Annotated in this window: 13 protein-coding genes and 1 tRNA gene; 12 read left to right on the top strand and 2 right to left on the bottom strand. The window is 47.2% G+C overall.

What is annotated here, in order from left to right:
• Nucleotide 1 precedes the first annotated feature (1 nt).
• The 12 genes from edeI to C7R91_RS23390 all read left to right on the top strand — a co-directional run bounded on the left by edeI (nt 2) and on the right by C7R91_RS23390 (nt 22559).
• Nucleotides 2-8659, top strand: coding sequence for an edeine biosynthesis hybrid PKS-NRPS EdeI (gene edeI / locus C7R91_RS23445; protein ID WP_047067468.1), 8658 nt, complete (start codon nt 2-4; stop codon nt 8657-8659).
• A 16-nt stretch (nt 8660-8675) separates the two neighbouring features.
• The gene (gene fabD / locus C7R91_RS23440; protein WP_047067466.1) at nt 8676-9944 is read left to right on the top strand and encodes an ACP S-malonyltransferase; all 1269 of its coding nucleotides are present in this window, start codon (nt 8676-8678) and stop codon (nt 9942-9944) included.
• A gap of 41 nt (nt 9945-9985) precedes the next feature.
• Nucleotides 9986-13351 carry a beta-ketoacyl synthase N-terminal-like domain-containing protein gene (locus C7R91_RS23435; protein ID WP_047067464.1) on the top strand — a complete coding sequence of 1122 codons (3366 nt, stop codon included), beginning with the start codon at nt 9986-9988 and terminating at the stop codon, nt 13349-13351.
• A gap of 43 nt (nt 13352-13394) precedes the next feature.
• Entirely contained in the window at nt 13395-14438 is a 1044-nt protein-coding gene (locus C7R91_RS23430) for a hypothetical protein (RefSeq protein WP_047067462.1), read from the top strand.
• A 25-nt stretch (nt 14439-14463) separates the two neighbouring features.
• Nucleotides 14464-14700, top strand: a complete 237-nt coding sequence (locus C7R91_RS23425; RefSeq protein ID WP_047067460.1) for a phosphopantetheine-binding protein — start codon at nt 14464-14466, stop codon at nt 14698-14700.
• Nucleotides 14701-14766: 66 nt separating this feature from the next.
• Nucleotides 14767-15735 carry a 2,3-diaminopropionate biosynthesis protein SbnA gene (gene sbnA, locus C7R91_RS23420; protein ID WP_047067459.1) on the top strand — a complete coding sequence of 323 codons (969 nt, stop codon included), beginning with the start codon at nt 14767-14769 and terminating at the stop codon, nt 15733-15735.
• 45 nt (nt 15736-15780) lie between these two features.
• Nucleotides 15781-16749, top strand: coding sequence for a 2,3-diaminopropionate biosynthesis protein SbnB (gene sbnB / locus C7R91_RS23415; RefSeq protein ID WP_047067457.1), 969 nt, complete (start codon nt 15781-15783; stop codon nt 16747-16749).
• 24 nt (nt 16750-16773) lie between these two features.
• Nucleotides 16774-17535 carry a ParB N-terminal domain-containing protein gene (locus C7R91_RS23410; RefSeq protein WP_236697812.1) on the top strand — a complete coding sequence of 254 codons (762 nt, stop codon included), beginning with the start codon at nt 16774-16776 and terminating at the stop codon, nt 17533-17535.
• A gap of 154 nt (nt 17536-17689) precedes the next feature.
• A complete protein-coding gene (gene edeA / locus C7R91_RS23405; RefSeq protein ID WP_174769368.1) occupies nt 17690-20749 on the top strand; it encodes a cyclic peptide edeine export ABC transporter EdeA in 3060 nt (1019 codons plus the stop codon).
• Between the two features lie 153 nt (nt 20750-20902).
• A tRNA-Gly gene (locus tag C7R91_RS23400) sits at nt 20903-20976 on the top strand.
• Nucleotides 20977-21166: 190 nt separating this feature from the next.
• Nucleotides 21167-21454 (top strand): hypothetical protein, encoded by a 288-nt coding sequence (locus tag C7R91_RS23395; RefSeq protein ID WP_047067451.1) that lies wholly within the window; start codon nt 21167-21169, stop codon nt 21452-21454.
• 187 nt (nt 21455-21641) lie between these two features.
• Nucleotides 21642-22559 (top strand): aldo/keto reductase, encoded by a 918-nt coding sequence (locus C7R91_RS23390; RefSeq protein ID WP_047067449.1) that lies wholly within the window; start codon nt 21642-21644, stop codon nt 22557-22559.
• Here C7R91_RS23390 and C7R91_RS23385 read toward each other — a convergent pair.
• Nucleotides 22529-23209, bottom strand: a complete 681-nt coding sequence (locus tag C7R91_RS23385; protein WP_047067447.1) for a DUF3885 domain-containing protein — start codon at nt 23207-23209, stop codon at nt 22529-22531. The genes C7R91_RS23390 and C7R91_RS23385 overlap by 31 nt on opposite strands.
• Before the next feature lie 33 nt (nt 23210-23242).
• Entirely contained in the window at nt 23243-23635 is a 393-nt protein-coding gene (locus C7R91_RS23380) for a YkvA family protein (RefSeq protein ID WP_047067445.1), read from the bottom strand.
• Nucleotides 23636-23720: the final 85 nt, after the last annotated feature.

Genomic DNA, 23720 nt, shown 5'->3' with positions numbered 1-23720 from the left:
GATGAGTTTGCTAAAAAAATACATCTTGGAGCAAGTGGCTGCTCATCGACTGCAAGAGAAGGAAGCACTTCCTTTACTGAAGGAACTGTCCTCTGCCAACGTAAATACACGCCAAGATATCGCGATCATCGGTATGGCTTGTCGTTTTCCCGGAGCCAGCAGCCTCGAAGAATACTGGAACAATTTGAAACAGGGACACGATTCAATCGGTGAAATCCCTGCTGCAAGGCGTCCAGACGTCGAGAGGGTAGCGAGAGAATTTTTAAACGGCAAAGATTTTAAGTATGAGCGAATGGGATATCTCGATCACGTGGATTTATTTGATCATGCGTTTTTCGAGATCTCACCTGCAGAGGCTCGAACCATGGATCCTTATCAGCGGATGTTTCTCGAGTTGGCATGGGAAACATTTGAACATGCCGGGTATAGCGAGAAGATGATCAGCGGTTCACCTACGGGCGTATTCTTGGGGTATTGTGACAATGAATCCCAATACCAGCGTGTGTTGAAAAACGTTGATTCGTCTTCGCTGGCTGGCAACGTTGCAGCAATTATCGCTTCACGAATTTCCTATTTGCTGAATCTGTCAGGTCCGAGCCAATTGATTAATACATCTTGCTCTTCCTCCTTGGTCGCTCTGCATCAAGCGTGTCAGGCCATTGGAAATAACGATTGTAGAATGGCTCTCGTAGGCGGAGTTAACCTTTCCCTGTTTCCGATTCAACAAGATACAGACTTTGGCATCGTTTCCGTAGACCGCAAAACCAAAGCATTTGATGACTTTGCTGATGGAACAGTATGGGGAGAAGGTCTTGGCGCTGTTCTTTTGAAATCCTACGAGCAAGCAGTCAAGGACAATGATTATATTCATGCGGTGATCAAAAGCACCGCGGTCAATTGTGATGGTCGTTCTACCAGTATTACCGCGCCCAATGCGATTTCTCAGTCTGCTTTGTTGCGAACTACGTGGGAGCGGGCGCGAATCAATCCAGAGAGCATCTCCTATATTGAGGCACATGGGACAGGGACAAGATTAGGCGACCCTGTTGAGATTGAGGGGATCATGCATGCCTTTCGGAAAGTTTCAAAACGTAAGCAATTTTGCGCAATAGGCTCGGTCAAAAGCAATATCGGGCACACGATAGCGGCATCAGGTGTGGCCGGGATCATTAAAACGGTTCTGATGATGAAGCATCGCCAGATTCCGCCGACGCTGCATGTGAAACGGCCGAATACCTTGATTCCTTTTATTGATTCGCCTGTTTATATCAATGATGTGCTAAAGGCTTGGGATGTAGAGGCGGACCAACCAGTGAGGAGAGCCGGCGTAAGCGCATTCGGTTTGAGCGGGACAAACGCCCACGTCATATTGGAAGAGCCTCCTGGGCGCGAGGCGACAGCCGTCTCAGAATCTGGCGATTACCTCATTGCGTTATCTGCCAAAACAAGTGAGTCACTATGGGATTTACTTGAGAAATACCAAGGATTTTTATCAGCGCCTTCTGAGCATTCCCTTCTTGATATATGTGCTACTGCCAATATTGGGCGCGGACACTATCGGTATCGTCTTGCGTTCATTATCAACAGCAAAGAGGACTTTTTGCAGAAGATCCATCGCTTGTGCGCGGGAGAACGAACGCAGGATGGTGCCCCGCTCGTTGATGACGACCGGGTGTTCTACGGGGAGTTGAAATCCCGTGGCGAAAGCACATTGCCGATCAGCATGCAAATGGACAGCTCTGATCCAGTAGAATTGGCAAAACAGTACGTGACAGGGGCGGCTATCAATTGGCTTGAATACTATCGTCCTGTCAAATGGAAAAAGGTACCTTTGCCAACCTATTCCTTTGCCAAAACCCGACACTGGGTGCAATCGGATCAACCTGCAAACGACACGGTTGAACGGTCCATTGCTGTTGCATCTGAGACCGCTCATGCAGGCGAAACAGCTGATGTGCATAAAATTGCTTCCACCTTCTTTACTTTCGGGGAAACCTTACTGAATCAGGTGAATGTCAAAAAGCAAACGGGTCTGGAAGAGGATGAGACTTTTTATTCCGGCTTGTTATCGCTTGAATGCTTTACTCAATTAGGCGTGTTCCACAAGCAGGATCAAACGTATTCGCTGGAAGAATTGCGTGAAGCTGTAAGGTTTGATGGAAGAAATGAACATATCTTCCAGCTCATGCTTAAACTTGCCGTTAAGGCATCTCTGGTTGAACACGTTGAAGGAAAATACCGTCTATATGCACATGCAGAGGGTCTTGATACCGAAGCGTTTTATCAGGATTGTCTGGAGCGCTATCCGAATGAGCGTGATACGTTCACCCAGTTGAAAGCGTGTTTTGCCCATTACTCAACAATCATGACAGGGCAGAATGTACTCATGTCGAACGACGGTACTCGTGACTTATATAAGTCATATGCGGATCGCATTACTCTTGGAAACCCTTCTGGACTTATGGCAGTGGAAACAATTGCCCAATACATCCATTCGTTTAGCCGTCCCGTTCGCATTCTGGAGCTCGGAGGTGGTTCCAGCAGTCTTACGCGCTTATTGCTGCCGAGGATTGAGAAAAAAGATGTCACCTATGTGTTTACGGATGGTGCGCAATCGTCTCTCGCAGATGCAGAAAAAGAGTTCCAAGAAGTATACCCGTTTGTGCAGTTCCGCTTGTTCAACATGGAGCAGGCCCCAGCCGAACAAGGCTTCGATCTGCATGCATACGATGTGATCATCGCTAATAACGCTATACACAGGGCTAGGGATGTGCGGGCATCCTTATCGATTTTGCATCAGTTGCTTGCAGAGCAAGGTGTGCTGTTTGCGTTCGAGCTCGTGAAAAATCGTTCAACGGCAAATGTCATCGGGGGGTTATCCGCAGACTGGTGGCAGCACGCAGACACCGATCTGAGACCGCAAGCCAGACTAATGGATGCCTTACGTTGGGAAAAGGCGCTACGAGATACGAACTATCAATCTGTTGCCATTTATCCGTCGTCAGCAGCGGTGGGTGATCTGTCTGATTCAGCTTTATTGATCGGACATTCAGCGTATACGCCACAAGAGTATCGGGAGTGGCTCTACCAGATCCATTGGCAAACGAAAGAGCTGACAACCAATTCTCAGACCCAGCGTCTAGGGATCTGGCTGGTGCTTCAAGATGAAGGCGGTGTAGGAGAAACACTGGCTGACGCGATGGCAGCGGAAGGACATGAAGTGTTCAGACTTCGCAGTGGTGAGGCTTTTGCCTCCGTTTCTTCCCACGAGTTTATCCTAGATCCCAGCCAGCCAGAAGATCTGCGGCGTGTGTTCGAGAGACTTGGAGACAAAAAGGAAAAGCTGACTGGAATTATCCATTTATGGAGCTTGACCTCGGGTGCCCAGCAGCCGAATGATCTCGGACAGCTTGAAGCTCTTGAAGCAGCGCAACACCTGGGAGTTTACAGTCTGTTTCATTTGACACAAGTGTTGCTTGAGCTGGATCTGAAGCAGGTGCTAGATTTACGGATCGTCTCGAACTACGCGCAAGCAGTAGATGACAACGGACCTGTCTATCCTGAAAAAGCACCCTTGTTCGGTCTAGCAAAGGTTATCTCGCAGGAAAATCCAAAACTGCAATGCTTTAGCCTGGATCTAGCAACAGAGGGGCTGTCCGTCTCGCAGTTGGCTGGTCAGCTTCTAGCGGAAATTCGCTGCAATCGGGATGACACATTAGTTGCCTATAGAGGAAATCGCATCGTACCAGAGATGAATCGCTGCGATATCGATAAAATTCCGAAGCGGCCCGTAGAGATACGCGAAAATGGCGTTTACTTGATCGCTGGAGGTACAGGAAAACTGGGACTGGCATTTAGTAAGCATCTGGCCGCTCAAAAAAATGTGACGCTGGTGTTGATTAATCGTTCGCCACTTCCACCTAACCACGAGTGGCAAGAGCGATTACAGCATCCAGACTGCAGTGCTGCTGAGGCACGAAAGCTGAAAGCGCTGCTTGAGCTAGAGGAAATGGGAGCGCAGGTAGTCTGCTATGCAGCCGACGTGTCCAACCGTCAGCAGATGGAGGATATTTCCGAGCAGGTTCGAGCCCGTTACGGACCGATTAACGGCATTATCCAATCCGCGGCGCATATCACCTTCGAGACGATTCAGACGAAGAAGTTTTCCGATTTTCAAAATGGTTTGAAAGCGAAGATGGCGGGCACAGTCATACTCGATCAGATAGCTGAACCGGAGCATTTGGATTTCTTTGTGATCTTCTCATCACTTGCTTCGATTTGGGGTGGAGCGACTGGAAGCGACTATGTCTCATCCAACTGCTTCCTGGATGGCTATAGTGCAGCTCGCAGTCGAACGGGAAAACCAACGATAGCTTTGAACTGGTATGCGTTTGAAGGGATAACAGGTCCTGGTTTTATCGGATACATGCCGATGGATGGAGCCATTCAAGCATTTGATGCATCGTTGTCTTGCCAAACTGAGCACCTGATCATTGGGCAATTTGATTTGAAAGTGCTGAAGGAATGGGCACCGTCTCTGAAAGTAAAGCTAGGAGATTCGATATTTTCAAGCGGAATGTCTTATGAAGAACGCGAAGCACCACCCGCAGTGACCATGCAAAACCGTGTTGTTTTGTCTGGCAGGGAGGAAGGCGATCACTATACTTCTCTGGAGCTTGCTTTAGGTCAGATTTGGTCTGATGTTCTGGGTTACACCGAACTGAGCATCGACGACGACTTTTTCAGACTGGGTGGGGATTCTCTTTTGGCAATCGGCATCGTTTCCCGTGTCACCAAGCAGTTGCAAAAGGAGATGACGATCACCGACCTGTTTCAGACACCGACGATTCGTCAATTGGCGTTGTTGATGGCTCCGAACGAAGAAACAGCTGTGTCAACGATTCCTGTAGCAGAGCGTCGGGATGCTTACCCTGCCACCTCGTCTCAGCAAAGAATTTATGTGCTGGAACAAATGCAGGAAGGGGCAGTTGCCTACAACATCCCTACAGTCATGATGCTTGAAGGAGAGCTGGACAGAGAGGCTTTCGAACGTGCATTTGTCTCATTGGTTCAGCGTCATGAGTCGTTGCGCACTTCATTTTCCATCGTGGATGGAGCTTTAATGCAAACCGTTCACCCGAGCGTAGATTTTACGTTGGCGTATAGTGAAGTCGACGAGAACGAGGCCAGGAGAACGGTCGAACAATTCATCCAACCATTTGACTTGTCAAAAGCGCCGCTTGTTCGCGGTATGCTCATTCGCATTGATGTGAACAAACATTTGTTGCTGTTCGACATGCATCACATTGTTTCCGATGGTGTATCCATTAACATTTTGATCCGCGAGTTTTTCCAATTGTATCAGGGACTCGAGTTGCCCGAGCTGCGGATTCAATATAAAGACTACAGCGTATGGCAAACAGAACAACTTGGCAATGGGGTATTTGCTGCTCAGGAGAAATTCTGGCAGGGAGAGCTGGGTGGAGAACTTCCTGTGCTTAATCTGCCTACAGACTACCCTCGACCGTCGGTTCAGAGCTTCGAGGGAGATGTTCTGACCTTTGAGATTCCTCAAGAGATGACAGAGAAGATACTGGCATTGGCAAAAAACAATGGGTCGACCCTGTACATGACGTTACTCGGAGCGCTCACCATTATGTTGTCGAAATACGCTGGCGAAGAAGACATTATCATTGGATCGCCAGTGGCTGGCCGTCACCATGCAGACCTGGAAAACATCGTAGGTGTCTTTCTGAACACACTGGCGATGAGAAACTTCCCGCGAAGCGATCGAACCGTGGCGGATTTCCTTCAGGAAGTAAAGGAACGGGCATTGGCTGCGCTCTCTCATGCGGACTATCCGTTCGAAATGCTGGTGGATCGTCTGACGCTGCCGAAAGATACGGCGCGAAACCCGCTGTTTGATGTGATGTTCATTTTGCAAAATACCGGCGACGCAAAGGGAAGCATGAGTGCGAATGGGTTGACGCTCTCTCCTTATCCTTTTGAACAGCGCTCTGCCCAGTTTGATCTGACCTTTGACATCATTGAACGAGAACAGCGCCTGATTGTCGATATCGAATACAGCAGCAAGCTGTTCAGCAAAGAGACGATCGCGTCGATGTCCACACACTTCCAAAAGATTCTGGAGCAGATGGTGGAAGATCCTGAACAGTTAATCGGCAAGGTGTCCATGCTAGCAGCAGATGAACGCTTGCTGCTGGTTGAGCAGTGGAATGACACGAGTGTGAAATACTCTCGTGAAAAAACAATCGTCCAGCTCTTTGAGGAAGTAGCGGAAGCTCACCCGAACGCGGTAGCTGTATCGTGCGGAGATGAGAAAGTCACTTATGCAAATTTAAATAAGCGAGCAAACCAAGTAGCCCGTTTGATCAAGCAACACGGTGTCACTGCTGATACTTGCGTCGGTCTTTTAATGAATCGCTCTGTGGAAATGATGGTTGGACTCTTGGCGATCTTGAAAGCGGGGGCTGCCTTTGTTCCGATTGATCCGCACTATCCAGAAGAACGCATCTCCTATGTTTTGGAAAACAGCATGACTCGCCTCGTCTTAACCCACGATTCTCTGGCAGAGAAGCAGTGGGGAAGTGTTGTCCGACTGGACGTAAACGATTCTCGGGTGGAGACGGAAGATGACTCAAATCTTCCGCCACAGGCTGCACCTGGCGATCTCGCCTATGTCATTTACACATCGGGTTCTACAGGCAAGCCTAAAGGCGTTATGGTTGAGCACGGCAATTTGATGAACTTCTGCTCAGGAATCGGGGAACACATCGATTTTGCCAGCGCAGACAAAATGCTTGCTGTGACGACGATTTCGTTTGATATTTTTCTGCTTGAAACGATTGTACCGTTGACGAAAGGGATGACCGTGGTCATTGCAACCGAACAGCAGCAAGCAGACCCGCAGGTGCTCAAGGAGTTGATTTTGCAGGAAGAAATCACGTTTCTTCAACTGACTCCATCCCGTCTACAGCTCATGCTGGAAGAGAAGAGCAACTTGCATGCACTTGACTGCCTGAAAGCGATCCTGATTGGAGGAGAAGCCCTTTCAGCGTCTTTGTTCCACCGGCTTCGCACACAGACCAAGGCGAGACTTTACAATCTGTACGGTCCGACTGAAACAACGATTTGGTCTACGGTGCAGGACTTGACTGACGCAGAGGAAGTATCGATTGGTGCGCCGTTGCCCAATACACAAGTCTACATCCTTGATGAGCATCTGCAAGTACAGCCGATGAAGATCACTGGCGATCTTTACATTGCAGGAGATGGGGTCACGAGAGGCTACTTCGGTCAGCCAACACTGACGGCTGAGCGCTATATTCCTAATCCGTTTCAACCTGGTCAACGTATGTACAAAACAGGTGATCTCGCGAGATGGCTGCCGGACGGGCGTATTGAATACGTGGGACGATCTGACTTTCAGTGTAAAGTACGCGGTTATCGAATTGAATTGGGTGAGATTGAAAGTGCCCTTTGTCAGCATCCGGATATTACGGAAGCGGTGGTCAGTGTGCGAGATACCGCCAGCAATCCTTACCTGGCTGCCTACTATATGGGACCGCAAACGTTCGACAGTGATGAATTGCGAGCGATGCTGAGCAAAAGTTTACCCGATTACATGATTCCACATTTCTATACGCATATGAGTATGTGGCCGCTGACACCAAACGGAAAACTGGATCGCAAATCATTGCCAGAGCCTGATGCTCTCCAAGACAAGCACACCGAATATCAAGCCCCGGCTACCAGATTGGAAGAACAGGTGGCAGGCATATGGCGGGAAGTGCTTAAACGTGAAACGGTCGGTATGCAGGATAACTTCTTCCAAATAGGCGGTAATTCGCTTTTACTGGTGCAAGTTCATGCCAAGCTTGAAGAGCTTTACCCTGGACGGGTTCGGATTGCCGATTTGTTCGCCCATCCTACGCTGTTTGGTCTAACCAACTTTTTGAAGAATACCGCTTTAGACTTGGCAGATGAACAAGAGGAAACCGATACAACCACTTATTGGTTGAAGGAGTTGGATGGTGTCTCGCTGATAGAGTTGCCGCCTCAGTATTGGGCTAGTGAAGAAGCGAATGCAGGTATAAACTGGGTGCAATTCTCGCTTACTGATGATCTGTTTGAAAATGTCCAGCAGGTAAGTCAAATGGAGGCTGTTGAGGTGAGAGACGTTTTGTTTTCGATGTATCTATACCTCATGGCGGAACTGACAGGGCAGCAGGATCTTTATATGGAAGTGGCTGTCGGCAAGGAGCTGCAGATGAATGCCTATCCATTCAGGGTGAGCATGTCAGCGGTCAACACCTTCTTTGATCTATTCAAGCAGGTGCAGCAGAAACGACAGTTCCTCGAGAACATGACGGGGGAAGCCTCGTTGTGGCTGAAAAAATTGCGGATGGATCGCAACGACGGAACCATCATTCCATTCTTCGGCAGTGTCAATGAGTTTACCGATGCATCATTCACACACCACGAACATGAGCTTACCTTCTGGATCAAGGAAGGAAAAGACGTGATTGATATCGTGTGTGTATTCGACCCTGATTGCCTCCGCGTAGAAAAAGTCACGGAGATGACGCAGGATTACCAGCAATTGCTCAGGATGCTAGTGAATGAATATATGACGTAAAGAAGGGTGATCAAAAATGGACAAAATCGCACTCTTATTCCCGGGACAAGGTTCGCAATATGTTGGAATGGGCCAAGCATTATGTGAGGCCCATCCCATTGCGGCTCGCACCTTTGAAGAAGCAAGTGATGCGCTTGGATTTAACCTGCAAACACTTTGTTTTGCAGGGGATGTACAAGAACTGACCAAAACAGAGCACGCACAGCCAGCAATCCTGACGGCAAGTGTCGCTGCCTTCCGCGTTTATTCAAACGAATTGGACATCGAACCACAATGGGTGGCTGGTCACAGTTTGGGCGAGTTTACGGCCCTGACTTGCGCCGGTGCCATCCAGTTTGCAGATGCCGTCCGCCTAGTCTATCGGCGAGGTCAGTTCATGCAGGCAGCTACGCCGCAGGGTGTCGGAGCCATGTCTGCAATCTTCGGGTTGAATGCTCAACTTGTTGAAGAGATTTGTCGGGAACATTCTCGTGATGGTGCGATCGTCGTGGTCGCCAACCATAACTCCGCTGATCAGATCGTTATCTCCGGACATGCACATGCGGTTCGGCAAGTTGAAGAAGCGTGCAAGCAGCATGGCTCGACTTCCGTTGTCAGCCTCAAGGTGAGTGCGCCTTTCCATTCGCCACTCATGGTGCAAGCAGCCGAACAATTAAATGAGGAACTGAAGCGATACACGTACTGCGATCCCAAATGGCCTGTGATTTCCAATGTGACAGCACAACCATATGTCCATGCTGATCAAATTGTTGATTTGCTCACAGACCAGACTACCAGCCCTGTTCGCTGGCAATCCACGATGGATTACTTGGTAAAGCAGGGAGCGAATACCGTAATTGAGCTCGGTCCCAAAAATGTGCTGACAAATTTGGCCAAAGGATATCCCCTTCGCGCCTTTGCCTTTGACAAGCAGGGGGAGATCAATCGTTATCAGCAAGAGCTTCAGGATGCCAAAGCCCGTAATCAAGCAGCCATTGCCCAACTGGTCGATTCTTGCATTGCGATTGCCGTTTGCACGAAAAACCGCAGTCTCGATGAAGAAGCGTACCAGCAAGGGGTGATTGCTCCCTATCAAGCACTACAACAACTGAGGCAACAGCTGGAACAAGGAGAAAAAGAGGGGGGCTATGGGGATGTGCGCGAAGCTGTTTCTCTGCTTCGTTTGATCTTGCAAACAAAAAAAGCTCCAGACGCGGAACAAGCCATGCGCTTTGAACAGCTGACCAGCAAACCAGATCTGCAACAGCGATTTCCTGAGATCAGCAACGAATGGCAAGCAAGCTAAGCAGAATCAGGTGAGCAGAGGATCCAAGGAGGAAGAATGCAGTGAGCAAGCCATTAGGACTTAACCGAGTCAAACTGAATAAACAGCAGACGGATGCTCATTCAACAGCTAGCAAACCCAATCAACACGAGATTGCGGTGATTGGTGCTGCTTGCAGATTCGGAAGTGCAGAAAACCCAGCAGACTTTTGGCGTCTGTTGCAAGCTGGTCAAGATTGCGTACGAGAGCTTCCTAAAGAACGCCAGAACGATTTGATTCCATTGTTACTCGCCAAAGGGTTGACAATGGAACAAATTCAATTTCGAGAAGCTGCCTACCTGAATGAAATTGATAAATTCGATCCGCAATTCTTCGGACTTTCTCCTAAGGAAGCCAGCCAGATGGACCCAAATCAGCGCTTATTTTTGCTGACATGCTGGGAGGCGATTGAAGACGCCGGGTATGGTGGAACAATGCTGGCGGGAAGCCGTACGGGTGTCTATCTGGGGTTTAGTAGTGATTTTGGTGAAGAGTATAGACGAATGATTCGGGAGATAGAACCAGATGCGCTGTCCACCTCAATTATTGGCAATATGAAATCGGTGATCGCTTCTCGCATCTCCTACCTGTTGGATCTCAAAGGTCCGAGCATGCTTGTGGATACTTCGTGCTCCTCGTCGCTGATGGCTGTTCATCTGGCATGCCAAGCGATTCGTCGAGGAGAATGTGAGATGGCGCTGGCCGGCGGTGTCAAGCTCATCTTGCTGTCCTTACAAGATGGAAGCAATGATTTGGGAATTTTATCACAATCTGGGCGTACTCGTCCTTTTGACAATGATTCAGACGGTACGGGTGTCGGTGAAGGCGTTGGCGCCGTTTTGCTGAAACCGTTGACAAAGGCTCTTGCAGACGGGGATTCGATTTATGCCGTAATCAAGGGGAGCGCCGCCAATCAAGACGGCCATTCTTTCGGTCTGACAGCGCCAAATTCATTGGCACAAGCCGAAGTGATTCAGCAGGCATGGAAAGACGCGCAGATTGATCCCGAAACCCTTTCCTATATCGAGGTGCACAGCATAGGTACCAAGCTGGGCGATCCGATGGAGATGGACGGGCTGGAGAGAGCGTTTCGCCCATTCACAAACCGGCGCCAATTTTGCGGGATTGGCTCCGTAAAGACGAACATCGGTCACACTGATCACGTAGCGGGGATGGCTGGTCTTTTCAAGGTGATCCTGTCTCTTAAACAAAAGCAGATACCACCGCATTTGCACTTTCAGCGCGCAAATCGGATGATTCCTTTTGAACAATCTCCTATTTACATCCATGACACATTGACAGAGTGGGAACCAGAGCAAAGCGTTCGGCGGGCTGGAATCAGTTCGTTTGGGATGAGTGGAACGAATGTGCACCTCGTAGTAGAGGAAGCTCCACTCATTCAGCCTCCCAAGCAAGACGAAGGGATTCAGGCTATCGCTCTATCCGCTAAAAGCAAGGCGAGCTTGCTCAATCTGCTGCTCCGCTTTCAGAAGTGGACCAGCAAGCCTGTGGAAGAACTCCCGACATTGGAAAGTCTCAGTTTTACCGCAAATACGGGCCGCAGTCACTACGGCTACCGATTGCTGCTGATTTGCAGAGACATGGACGATTTTGCCGCAAAAATCTCCAAGTTGTGCGCGAGCGATTGGACAACACTTTCTGAACCTGATATTTTCTTTGGCTGGCACAAGGTTACCTCACAGGAAACAGCTGATAGAGAGCCTGGGATACTGACTGAGGCTGAACAACAAGAGATGAATAAGGCTGCCAATGCGCTTTTGCAAAAGCTTTTGTTGGCGCAAAGCAAAGAGTTGTCTGATCTGAAAGAGCTGGGTGAATTGTATGTGAGCGGGGCAGATGTACGTTGGAGTACCATGTATACGTTTAAAAAGCCGCGCCGCGTACACCTCCCTGTTTATCCGTTTGAGCGTAAACGTTGTTGGCTGGACATCTCTTCTCTTCCTTCTCTTGGTGAGCATGCCGCGAGAGAAAAAGACAATGGTAGACCGCAAAAATCTGGAGAAGCGAAGTTGCCAAACGTGGTGGTACGTGGGAGAAAACATGATACCTACACGGTTTTAGAACAAGAGCTGGCTCACATTTGGGGATATGTTCTAGGGCTTGAAGAAGTAGATGTCCATGACAATTTTTACGATCTGGGCGGGGACTCGATCATCGCGATTAAAATGATCACCGAAATCTCGAAGCGGATGAATCGAGAAGTAGGAGTACAAGACCTGCTTACCCATTTGACGATTTCCGATTTTGCTGCCTATCTTGATGCGGCTGGGCATGAAGTTGAACAGGTTGCGAAAGCAGAGGCGGCTGCTACTGCAATCCAAACTGTTCAGCAGCAAAGCACAAAATCATTGCATGGTACGCAAATCAAACGCAGCTCGTATGCCGATGTCAGTCATTTATCCTGGCGTCAATGGAATTGTTATGATCGCGGTCTCGCTTTATTAATGGAGGAGCAGGATGCCCATCTGATTCCGTATTTTAAGCTTTTTCTCGGGTTAAAACGCGGCTATCAGCTTGACGCTGAGGGGTACCCCTATTCGTATCGGGAACATGCTGAGGTTATGGGATATTTGTCGGATGAGGAGATGCTTTACAAATTTGGCTATCGGGTCAAGCTCGTGCCTGTCGCTCGTCTGGATGAATTGCATGAGTCGATCATTCACCACTTGGATCAAGGCAAGCCAGTAATGGTTGCGTTTGACGAGTACTACACCTTTTACACGCCGCAATACCAGAAGGAACATACGGATCATCTCACCGTCATCACTGGCTACGATCATGACAAGCAGGTTTATACGATCATTAATCACAATCATTTGACGCGCGGGCAAGCTCAACGAATCCAGTACGATAAATTTTTCACAACGTATCAAACGCTAGAGGAGATTTATGCAAATCTAGAGCCTCATTCCCGGTTGATCATGGTGCTCGATCGCGTTTCAGATGACGAAGCAAGCTTACGTGAGAGCGCGGAGCAGGAGTTGCTGCGTTTGCTAAAAGCGGTCGAGAGTAAACAGCAAGTTGGCCGTGAGCTTTCACTATTGCTGTCACTTTCGGAGCAGCCAGACAATTATTTTCATGAAGCGAATTTAAACGAGCTCTACGTTCAATTAGGCGGGAAAGAACTGTGGATCGAAACATTATTGGACTGGTACATTCCTCAGGCGGATCAGTCTGTACGCGAACTGGCGGAGGAGATTTTGCAGACTTCCAATAACGTGGTGAATCGCTATGCCCTTAGCTTATACAAAGAAAAAATGTTGAAGCGTTCCGATTTGGAAACCGCTGTCGATAAGTTGAGGTCTCTCACTAGTCAATTTCTACAACAAGTATTCGCCTTGCGAGAACGTGATTCGGATATCCGATAGTCGCATGTGCTTACCATTACGATAGACAGGAAGGAGAGTGCTTATGTCACTCGCCGAGATCCAACCGAGCAAGCATCCGAACCTGGATTGCATTGGCGCTTCTATCTTCACGGTTCTGAAATACCTGAACTTTTCCGCTTTGGAAACAGCCTGGAAGCAGTGCGGTGCCATCTATCTAAAAACGCAGGATTCTCCTTATGGTGATGTAAACGGTCAATACATGAGAACAGTCAGTGAGCTTACGTGGATTCACAATATCTGCGTAGAAGGCCGGGCTGAGCCGGAAAACGACCTGTTTTTGGCAAATATACAAGAACGTTTGGAACGGGAGGTACCGACAATTGTCCTCTGCAATATGGCAGAGCTCCCCTACAACCCTTATTATCAGGACCTGCCAGAAATGCATAGCATCATTGTCGCAGGAAGAGAAGGTAACCAGCTTCTAATCGTCGATGATTACTACCGCTACAAAGGTCTGTTGCCCATCGAGCAATTTTTACAGGCGAGTAACTCCTCCTACCGGGATGCAGGCACAGGCGAATGGTATCCTCTTCATAATCGATCATTTGAATTGGTACTCTCAGATTCTCTGCATCCGACGCCTGATCAGTTGCTGGAAGCAGTCAGGAGCAATCTTAGCGTATTAGAGGGTCGTTACGACATAAGTCAAATCAAGCGGGAGTTGGATGTACCTGACGATGTCAACGTCGAGGTAGGGCTGAAATCCCTTGATCCTTTTCTCAAAGACGTAGAGGCTTTTCAGGCTAGCGGGGTGGAGATTACAGACGATCATCTCGATATCCTTAACCACAGCTTGATCAGCATGGCACAAACACGGGCGATGTATGCCAACGTGCTGCAGGTGATCAGTGAGAAGTACGAAAACTTTGCCGATCTTGCCGAGCTGTATCGCAGTATTGGCCACCAATGGAAAATTACGACCAATATGATTTTGAAGGCTTTTGACAGTAATCGCAGTGATATGGTTCATCGCGTTCTGCAAAAAATCAACAGCATAAAAACGCTGGAATTTGAGGCGGCGACAAAAACAAGAGATCTGCTGGAACGGGTTGGCGTTGTTGTGTAAGCATCTACCACATGGAGGGACTCATATGGAAAAGGAAAACGAAGTATACGAGACGCTCCTACAGCTGTTTTCTGAATACGTGAACGAAAGCGGAGAACTTACGGAGTACATTGATTCATTGACCTTTATCAAGTCGGTCGTAAAGGTTGAAAAAGAGTTTGGCATTGAGTTCGATGATGACATGCTTCATTTGGAAAACTTTCAAGATATGAAAATGCTGGCAGGTTACATCCAGCAAAAAATGGATGCAAAATCTGCCTGATCGAAGAGCCAAGAAGTATACGGTCGATCGGACGAAGACGGGAAAAAACGGGAGAGAGGGCTCAACATGCTAACGAAAATGATGGCCATAAGTCACATGATTGGCAATACGCCTTTAATCAAACTTGAGCATGAGCACATCAATCTGTTTTGCAAGCTGGAGTACAACAACCTCATGGGAAGTGTAAAAGTGAGGCCTGCCTTTTACATACTACAGGAGGCGATCAAAAGAGGAGAGATTACACAGGAAACTACCGTGATCGAGTCTTCTTCAGGAAATTTTGCTATCGCTTTGGCGACTTTATGCAAGCGAATCGGAATTAAATTTATTCCAGTCATTGACCCCAATATTAATCCTGTATATGAGAATTTGCTCAGGGCGTTTTCCCATGAGGTCGTAAAAGTAACGGACCGTGATGAGACAGGAGGATTTCTCCTAACGCGCATCCAAACGGTCAATCGTCTGCTCAATGAGACGAAGAGCTCGTTTTGGACGAACCAGTATGGAAATCCGGATAGTGCTCGAGCCCATTACTTCGGACTGGGGGCCGAGATCGCAGATAGCTTCGAGACATTGGACTATGCGTTCATCGGCGTTAGCTCTGGTGGCACGATTACTGGAATTTCGCAGCGATTGAAAGAACGATATCCAAACATAAAGATCATTGCTGTCGATACGGTAGGATCAGTGATTTTCGGGCAAGAGCCACAAAAACGATACATCCCGGGAATTGGATCGAGCATGCGGCCTGACATACTCAAGGGCGCGCTCATCGATGAGGTCGTTCATGTTTCGGAGGAGGACACAGTCAATGCTTGCTATCAGCTGTACGCTGAGCATGGCATTTTTGCTGGAGGATCTTCTGGGACTTCCTACTGGGCGATTAAAAACTATTTCAAAGATCAAAAACATGTAGTCAAGCCTAATGTCGTCTTTTTATGTCCAGACGGTGGTATGCCATATGTCAATACCGTATACAACCAGGAATGGGTTCAGTGGTTGCATCAGCAAAAGCATTCTTTCGTTGGCAATTAAGCAGTGTCCAATAAATCTACTACGATAAGCAGGGTGGGCTGCACGATGTTATATCTAAATACGAGTGATATTGAAAAGGTCGGCAAGAATTGGAAGGAAACCATTGATGTCATTGAACATGCTGTGCATTCCTTACACAAGGAGGATTATGCACAGCCGATTAAACCTTATTTGCGATATCATGACATGTCAAACCGCATTATAGCCATGCCAGCATTTGTAGGCGGAGATACTTACATGGCGGGAATCAAGTGGATTGCCAGTTTCCCGAAAAACCTCCAAGAGGGTATCCAACGCGCGCATTCGATTACCATCCTGAACGAAGCCAGAACGGGTAAGCCTGTAGCAACGATTAATACAGCCCTGGTCAGCGGAATTCGAACTGCTTCTGTTTCCGGTCTTCTCCTCAAGCATTACGAACAAGTACGTCCCCTGCAAAATGTAACGGTCGGAATTATCGGATTTGGTCCGATTGGCAGACTTCATCTGCAAATGGTAACGGCCACGTTAGGAGAGAAAATCGACAAGGTGGTTCTCTATGACATTGCGGGTATCCAGCAGGAGCACATTCCGGCTGAGATAAAAGAGAAAACGGTTATCGCGCAAACGTGGGAAGAAGCATATTGCGAGGCAGATGTGTTCATTACGTGCACGGTATCACCGCATGGTTTTATTGACAAGCAACCAAAACGTCATTCTTTGTTGTTAAATGTATCGCTACGCGATTTTACACCAAAAATTCTCGACTATACCCGCTCCATAATCGTAGATGACTGGACTGAAGTCTGCCGTGAGAACACGGACATCGAGATTATGCATCTGGAGAGAGGATTGCAAAAAGAAGATACCAAATCCATCACAGATATTGTCTGCCTTGACCAGATGAAAGAATTTCCGCAAGATGAGCCAATCATGTTTAATCCGATGGGGATGGCGATTTTTGATATCGCCATTGCTGCCTACTATTACAAACAAGCACTCTCGCAGGGGATCGGAACTCACTTGCAAGACTAACTGGAGGTTACCATTTTGTACGATGTGCTGGCAAATCTAAAACTCGTAGAGTCATCTCGTATTTGTTTGCACGAGTCACATGAGAACAAGCGACTACACAAGACCAGACAGATCATTGAGGAGGAAGGGATTTTGCGCCATCCTCCGCTGGCGATTCTTATGCAAAACGGCCAGTATTTGATCATTGATGGTGCACATCGGACCTTTGCTCTTCAAGCGCTTGGGTGCAAACATATCCCCGTACAGGTAGTGGAACATGAGGATTTTCACTTGGATATGTGGGATCATATTGTGCCAGTCGCTGCATGGTTGCAGTCAGTGGAGCAGGATTCTGTGTTTCGGTGGGAAACAGAGCGTTTAGGAGAAACGCCTGTGGCAGAAATGAAGATAGGGAACAAGGAACGCTTCTATCTGTATCCAAATGAGAATCGGCAGGATGATAAGTGGCGAATGACGCTATGGCGTCAATTAGTGGACAGTTACAACTATAGCCATCCTGTGCATCGTCTGCCCACAGGGATGCTCGAATGGCCAGAGACAGGAGCAGCCCTGATACGGTTCCCGCCTATCAGTCTGGCGGAATTGGAGCGTATCGTATCGGAAGGGCATGTTTTGCCTGCGGGTGTTACCCGTTTTGAAATAGACGGGCGTTTATTAAACTTGTGTATTCCAATTAGCCTATTGAAACAAGAGCAAATCGAGCAAGAACAGTGGGAGCGATTGGTTAAAAAATGGAGAGAAACCTTGCGCCTCTACTCGAAACCCGTGTATATGTGCGATGCGTAATAAGAAACCGTGGCGAGTTTGATTCGCCACGGTTTCTATCCAATCCCAATTACATCACGTACTGGTTGCGGTCTTTCCCACAGACGCAGGGCCTAAAAAGGAGTGGATCATTCTGCAAAAGATCATAGATGAGTCGAGACGAAAACTAGCATTCTTGCTGATGTGTCTGGTTCTCGTACTTTCCAGCAGTATGGCCGTGTACGCCGAAACGAACGATCGACAGGATACGGAAATCGCAACGGAAATCGAGCAGCTGGTCAATAAAACCATGGAGTCGGAAAAAATCCCGGGTGCAGCCGTTGTGGTCGTCAAAGAGGGGAAAACCATTTACAAGCAATCGTTTGGGTTCTCTGACACCGAGAAGCAAGAGCCGGTTAATTCTGACACCTTGTTTGAAATCGGGTCGAACTCCAAAGCATTTACAGCGCTAGCAGTTCACCAGCTTGTCGAGCAGAAACGACTTTCGCTGGAAGACCCGGTTCAGAACTATATTCCGTGGTTTGGCGTTACCTATAAAGGACAACAGGAAACAATCCTGATTAAGCATTTGCTGTACCATACCAGCGGGATTCCGTTTGAAAGCATTGGCTCCATCCCTATTTCCTCCAGCGAAAATGCGATCGAAGAAACCGTGCGAGCCATCAATCATACGGAACTGGTCCGCAAGCCGGGGACCGAGTATGAATACGCCACCATTAACTACGATATCCTGGGCTATGTGGTCGAGAAAATTACCGGAGAGTCCTATGAGCAGTATGTGCAGCAACAAGTCATTGCCAAATTGGGACTAACCCATACCTTTTTGAAGGCACAGGCACCCGTGGAGGAGATGGCAAGAGGGCACAAAATCGAGTTCTTTTCCCCACGCGTGTATGATGCGCCGGAATATCGGGGAAATACGCCTGCGGGTTATGTCGTTTCCGATTTAAACGATATGGAACGATGGTTGCAGATTCAGTTGGGGGTGGAGGCATCTGCGTTTCGTCCCGAGCTGGTGCGTGCTTCCCATCTTCCTGATCGTTCGGTAGCTCCTGCTTCAGATGGTTTCTCGTATGCGTCAGGCTGGATGATTTATCAGGATGGTGGAGGGCAAATTTCGCACGGTGGCAATAACCCTGCATTTTCTTCGTACATGGTATTTCGTCCGGAAGAAAAGCTGGGCGCCGTCGTTTTGACCAATATCAACTCGTTGAACGCATCTGTTATCGCAGAAGGGGCCGTCAATCTCGTACTTGGCAAAGAAGCTCCCGCAGTCGTGTCTGACACCAATCTGCAAGCGGATCGACTGGCAAGCATTTCTCTCGTGATCCTTGGTATCCTTTTGTTGCTGCTTGGTGGGGTAATCGTCCAGACTTTCGTGCAAGTCTATCGAGGCGAACGAAAACTCGCCGCAAATGCGGGGCGAATTTGTTTTGCATCCTTTGTTGCATTTGTTGTCATGGGAAGTGTTTTGACTGCCGCCTTATACTATCTGCCGGATGTTTTTTTTATGGGCTTACCATGGCCGTTCATCGAGGTTTGGCTTCCGATCACCATTTTTTACGCCATGTACGCATTGGTGGCAGGACTCGCTCTGTTTAATGTCTACATCACACTCATCCGCTTGTTCCCGAAATCACAAGAAACATCCATGACGTCCATTGTCATACAGGGGCTCATCAGCGGATTTGGAAATGCGCTGATTATTTTTATGATTAATTTGGCGCTCACTTCTACGAACAAGTTTCATGCATCGATTTTCCTGTATTTTCTCCTGGGTATCTTGTTGTATATCGTCGGGGAGAAAATGATGCGTAGCCGACTGATTGTGATCACAAATGAAATCGTATACGAAAAAAGAATGGAACTGATCCGCAAAATTTTTCGGACCCCTTATCAAAAGTACGAGACACTCGATAACGGTGAAATATATGCGGGGTTAAATAACGATACGGAAACGATCAGTACGTTCGCCAATAGTGTCGTTGTGGCGCTGACGAGTGCGGTTACACTACTGTTTTGCTTCATTTATCTGGGCTCGCTGGATCTATACGGATTTTTATTTTGTTTGGCAGTCATTTTTGTGGCTGTAGGCTTGTATACGCTGGCAGGTCGCTTTGCAAATAAAGTATGGGAGGAAACCAGAGACATCCAAAATGTGTTTTTCTCCTATATTACCGATATGATCGGCGGCTTCAAGGAGCTGTATTTGACGCAGGCGCAACGAAAAGAATTCGAAGAAGACATGGAAAAAAGCTGCTCTGACTATCGACATAAAAAATCAGCGGGCCAATTTAAATTTGTGAACGTGTATTTAATTGGGGAATTGCTTTTCGTTGTGGTAATCGGCACAGTTGCCTTTTTATTCCCGGTTCTTTTCCCTTCGCTTCAAAAAGAGATGCTGATTAGTTATGTGTTTGTCTTTCTGTATATGACAGGACCTGTTCACGGTATTTTGAATGCAGTACCGGAGCTGATTCGGATTAAGATCAGCTGGCAGCGACTGAATGCGTTGCTTGATTCCTTATCAGTGGAAACGAGAAGAGAAGAGGAAAGCGTAGCTGAGCGGAACGAGCAAGACTTTGAGACGTTTTCAACTGAACAGGTGCGTTTCCGATACAAAAACAAGGAGGGCGAAGAGTTTTCCGTGGGGCCGCTGGACTTCTCCTGCCGAAAAGGGGAAATCGTCTTCATTGTTGGTGGGAACGGCAGCGGGAAGTCAACGTTTGCCAAGCTGATTACCGGATTGTACGAGCAGGATGAAGGCGAGTTTTTCATGAACGGCCAAAAAGTGAATGCTGATCAACGCTGCGAATTCTTCTCCGCGATCTTCAGTGATTTCTACTTGTTTGAGAAGATGTACGGAATCGATTACCAAGCGAAGCAAGAAGAAGTGAGCAAATATTTAGAGGTGCTGCGCATCGCTGACAAAGTAGAGGTGGATGAAACGGGAACGTTTAGCACGACGAAGCTGTCTACGGGTCAACGCAAGCGCCTTGCCTTAATGCTCAGTCTGGTAAGAGATCGGCCCATTTTCCTCTTTGACGAGTGGGCAGCGGACCAAGATCCAGAGTATCGTCAATTCTTTTACGAATCCTTGCTGCCAGAAATGAAAAGACAGGGCAAATGTGTCATCGCGATCACACACGACGATCGTTACTTCCACCTTGCTGATCAAGTAGTGAAAATGGAGAGTGGGCGAATTATTTCGCAGCAAACACTTGCGCATGCCTGAAGTCAAAGCAAGCAGAGAAGACCGAACGGGGGATGATGCCCGGGCGGTCTTTTCTTGCATGATTGACATGGCTACATTCGATTGGAGAACTAGACAAATAATTCAGACAGATGTATAATTGGAAGCAGTTGGAATGCAATGCACGAACATCATGCGGGTGTAGTTCAATGGTAGAACTCCGGCTTCCCAAGCCTGCGGCGTGGGTTCGATTCCCATCACCCGCTCCATACGAAATGGTAGAAAAGCCTTTGCTTACAAAGGCTTTTCTTGTTTGTGCAGCAATGTTTGCAGAAAAACACGATTGGAATCGAAACTTTTAAGTAGCTCGTGAGTATTTTCATATAGATAAACCCAAAGGAGGGTGTACGATGAAGGAGATGAATTACGGTCATTAACTTCCCAAAAAGGAGGTTAATGATGAGTAGAAGTTATAAAAAGTTCCCGGTTGTAAAAGACAAAAGTGGTCCAGCTAAAAAGTTTGCAAAACGGTTAGCAAGTAAGGCTGTAAGAAGATACAGCTCTGGCATTCATGCGGGACGCATGTATCGGAAAATTTTTTGCTCATGGATTATTAATGATTTCTGGTTTTACAAGTCATTTCGAGATGCCATTCGAGATTGGGAGACAAGCGATTCCCCTAAGGTGAAGGCGAAGACGAAAAAACAAATCATCAACGATTGGGCGAAATATTACTACCGAAAATAGAAGAATCACGGGTGTACAGGGAAGTTACACCAAGTAAAGAGTCCTTCCATGGTTTAGTGGGAAGGACTTTTAACTATGGATTTCTTATCCATCCCGATTTCCATTTCCGCAGGATTCTCAGTCTTGTGAGTTGAATAAACCAATGAGCTCTATGGACGCAATGAAAAAATAGAATCGGAGGATTGACATGAGAGCCATACCACTCGGCACGAGCAAGTTAGAAGTACCTGTAATTGCAATCGGTTGCATGAGGATAGGGTCACTAGACAAGCTGCAAGCGGAGCGCTTCGTACAAACGGCGCTTGAAGAAGGGGCGAACTTCTTCGACCATGCAGATATTTATGGAAAAGGCAGATGTGAGGAAGTATTTGCGGAAGCGATTCAGATGAGCCCTAGCATTCGCGAGCGTATCCTGTTGCAATCGAAATGTGGCATCCGTCCTGGTATGTTCGATTTTTCCAAAGAGCATATTTTGAATGCAGTGGATGGCATTCTAAAGCGCCTAAAAACTGAATATTTAGATGTATTGCTGCTGCATCGACCAGACACGCTTGTCGAGCCGGAAGAAGTAGCGGAAGCGTTCGCTCTTCTAGAGAGCACGGGTAAAGTTCGCCACTTTGGCGTTTCCAATCAAAATCCGATGCAGATCCAGTTGTTACACAAATATGTGAAGCAACCAATCGTCGCTAACCAGTTGCAGCTCAGCATTATGAACGCGACGATGATTTCGCAAGGGTTCAACGTCAATATGGAGAACAACTCGGCTGTGAACCGCGATGGCAGTGTACTCGACTTCTGCAGGCTACATGATATTACGATTCAGCCTTGGTCGCCATTCCAGCATGGATTTTTCGAGGGGTCTTTCCTTGGGAACGAGAAATTTCCTGATTTGAACAAAAAAATCGATGAAATTGCAGCTAGATATGAAGTATCCAACACGACAATCGCCATCGCTTGGCTACTACGGCACCCGGCGAACATGCAACCTGTCATTGGCACGACGAATGTCGACCGAATGAAAGATTGCGTGAAAGCAGCACATATTCGCTTGACGCGAGAAGAGTGGTATGACATCTATCGATCTGCCGGAAATGTGTTGCCATAGCTGCTTCCATTTACGAAAATACTATCGATCTTAGCTCTGTCATAATCTAAAATCCAATGCGAGTAGCTTTCATAAATCCCTCTGATTGTTTCAGGAGAAGTGGCTAATAAATCACAGCCTCGATCGTCATAGATGTGAAAGATGGTTTGTTGGCTCGTATTGATAAAGTATACCCGATGAAAAATACGTGGTTGTAATCCCATATCCTGACGGCAGATTGCTTTTATCATCGGAACATATGCCAAGTCCGATGTCTTACACTTCAAGGCGAATCGATGCGTTCGATAGGCTTCATTCTCATCGTCTTCTGGAAAAACATAAGGGATAGTATGTTGTTGCAGCTTATACAAAAGGGATTTGGTCTTCACATACTTGGAAAAGACGTTCAATTTGCGCTTGAAAGCTCCACCGTCTCCAAAATCGTTTACATCCACAACGATATAGATGTCATCGTTAGGTGCATGTAAAGTCTTACATAAAGTAATCGCTCGCGTATAAACTCCCTGTAAATAGGGGCCATTTTCATAAACGTTATGGTAATTGTAGTCCACACCCAGCTCAAAACGAATTCCGATATCCCAGCTATAAAACAAAGGTGGTCTAAGCATTAACGTTGGAAATGTATGATGTAAATAGTTTTGTAGCGTCATCAAAGCACCTCGCTCTACTCGAATGGATTTATCCTATTCCTGTAAAAATTCTTTTTGTTTCCACTCTTTGTATAAAGTAAGGTCACTGCTCACTTGTCGAAACACCAATCCAATGATTGTCGCGTCATCTAATAAACCAGCAACAGGAATAAAATCTGTGATGGCGTCTATGGGTGAAACAAAGTACAAAATCCCGCCAATTATCATTAAAATGGATTTGACGGGGATTGTTCGATATTTTCCACTCGTCCAATCACCGAAAATTTGAAAGAGTAGCTGTAAATTCTCCCAAACATCTCCGATCGCTTTTTTATCTGCTTTTTTCATTGCTTTTTTTAGGAGATTAGATGCTTTTTCTTTATCGTTCAGATATTCAGAGGCTTTTGATTCATAATTTTTAAGAAATCTCTTTTCATGAATAGCCATAGTACCTCCTATGTTTCGCCGAAGCCAAAAAGGGTAAGGAAACGCTCATTTTTGGCTTCGGTGTTATTAAGTAAACTACTTGTAC

Origin of the sequence: Brevibacillus formosus (genome assembly GCF_003013405.1) — a bacterium.
Taxonomy (GTDB): Bacteria; Bacillota; Bacilli; order Brevibacillales; family Brevibacillaceae; genus Brevibacillus; species Brevibacillus formosus.
Note: the sequence above shows the minus strand (reverse complement) of the source record. Positions and strands in the feature narration are given on the sequence as shown.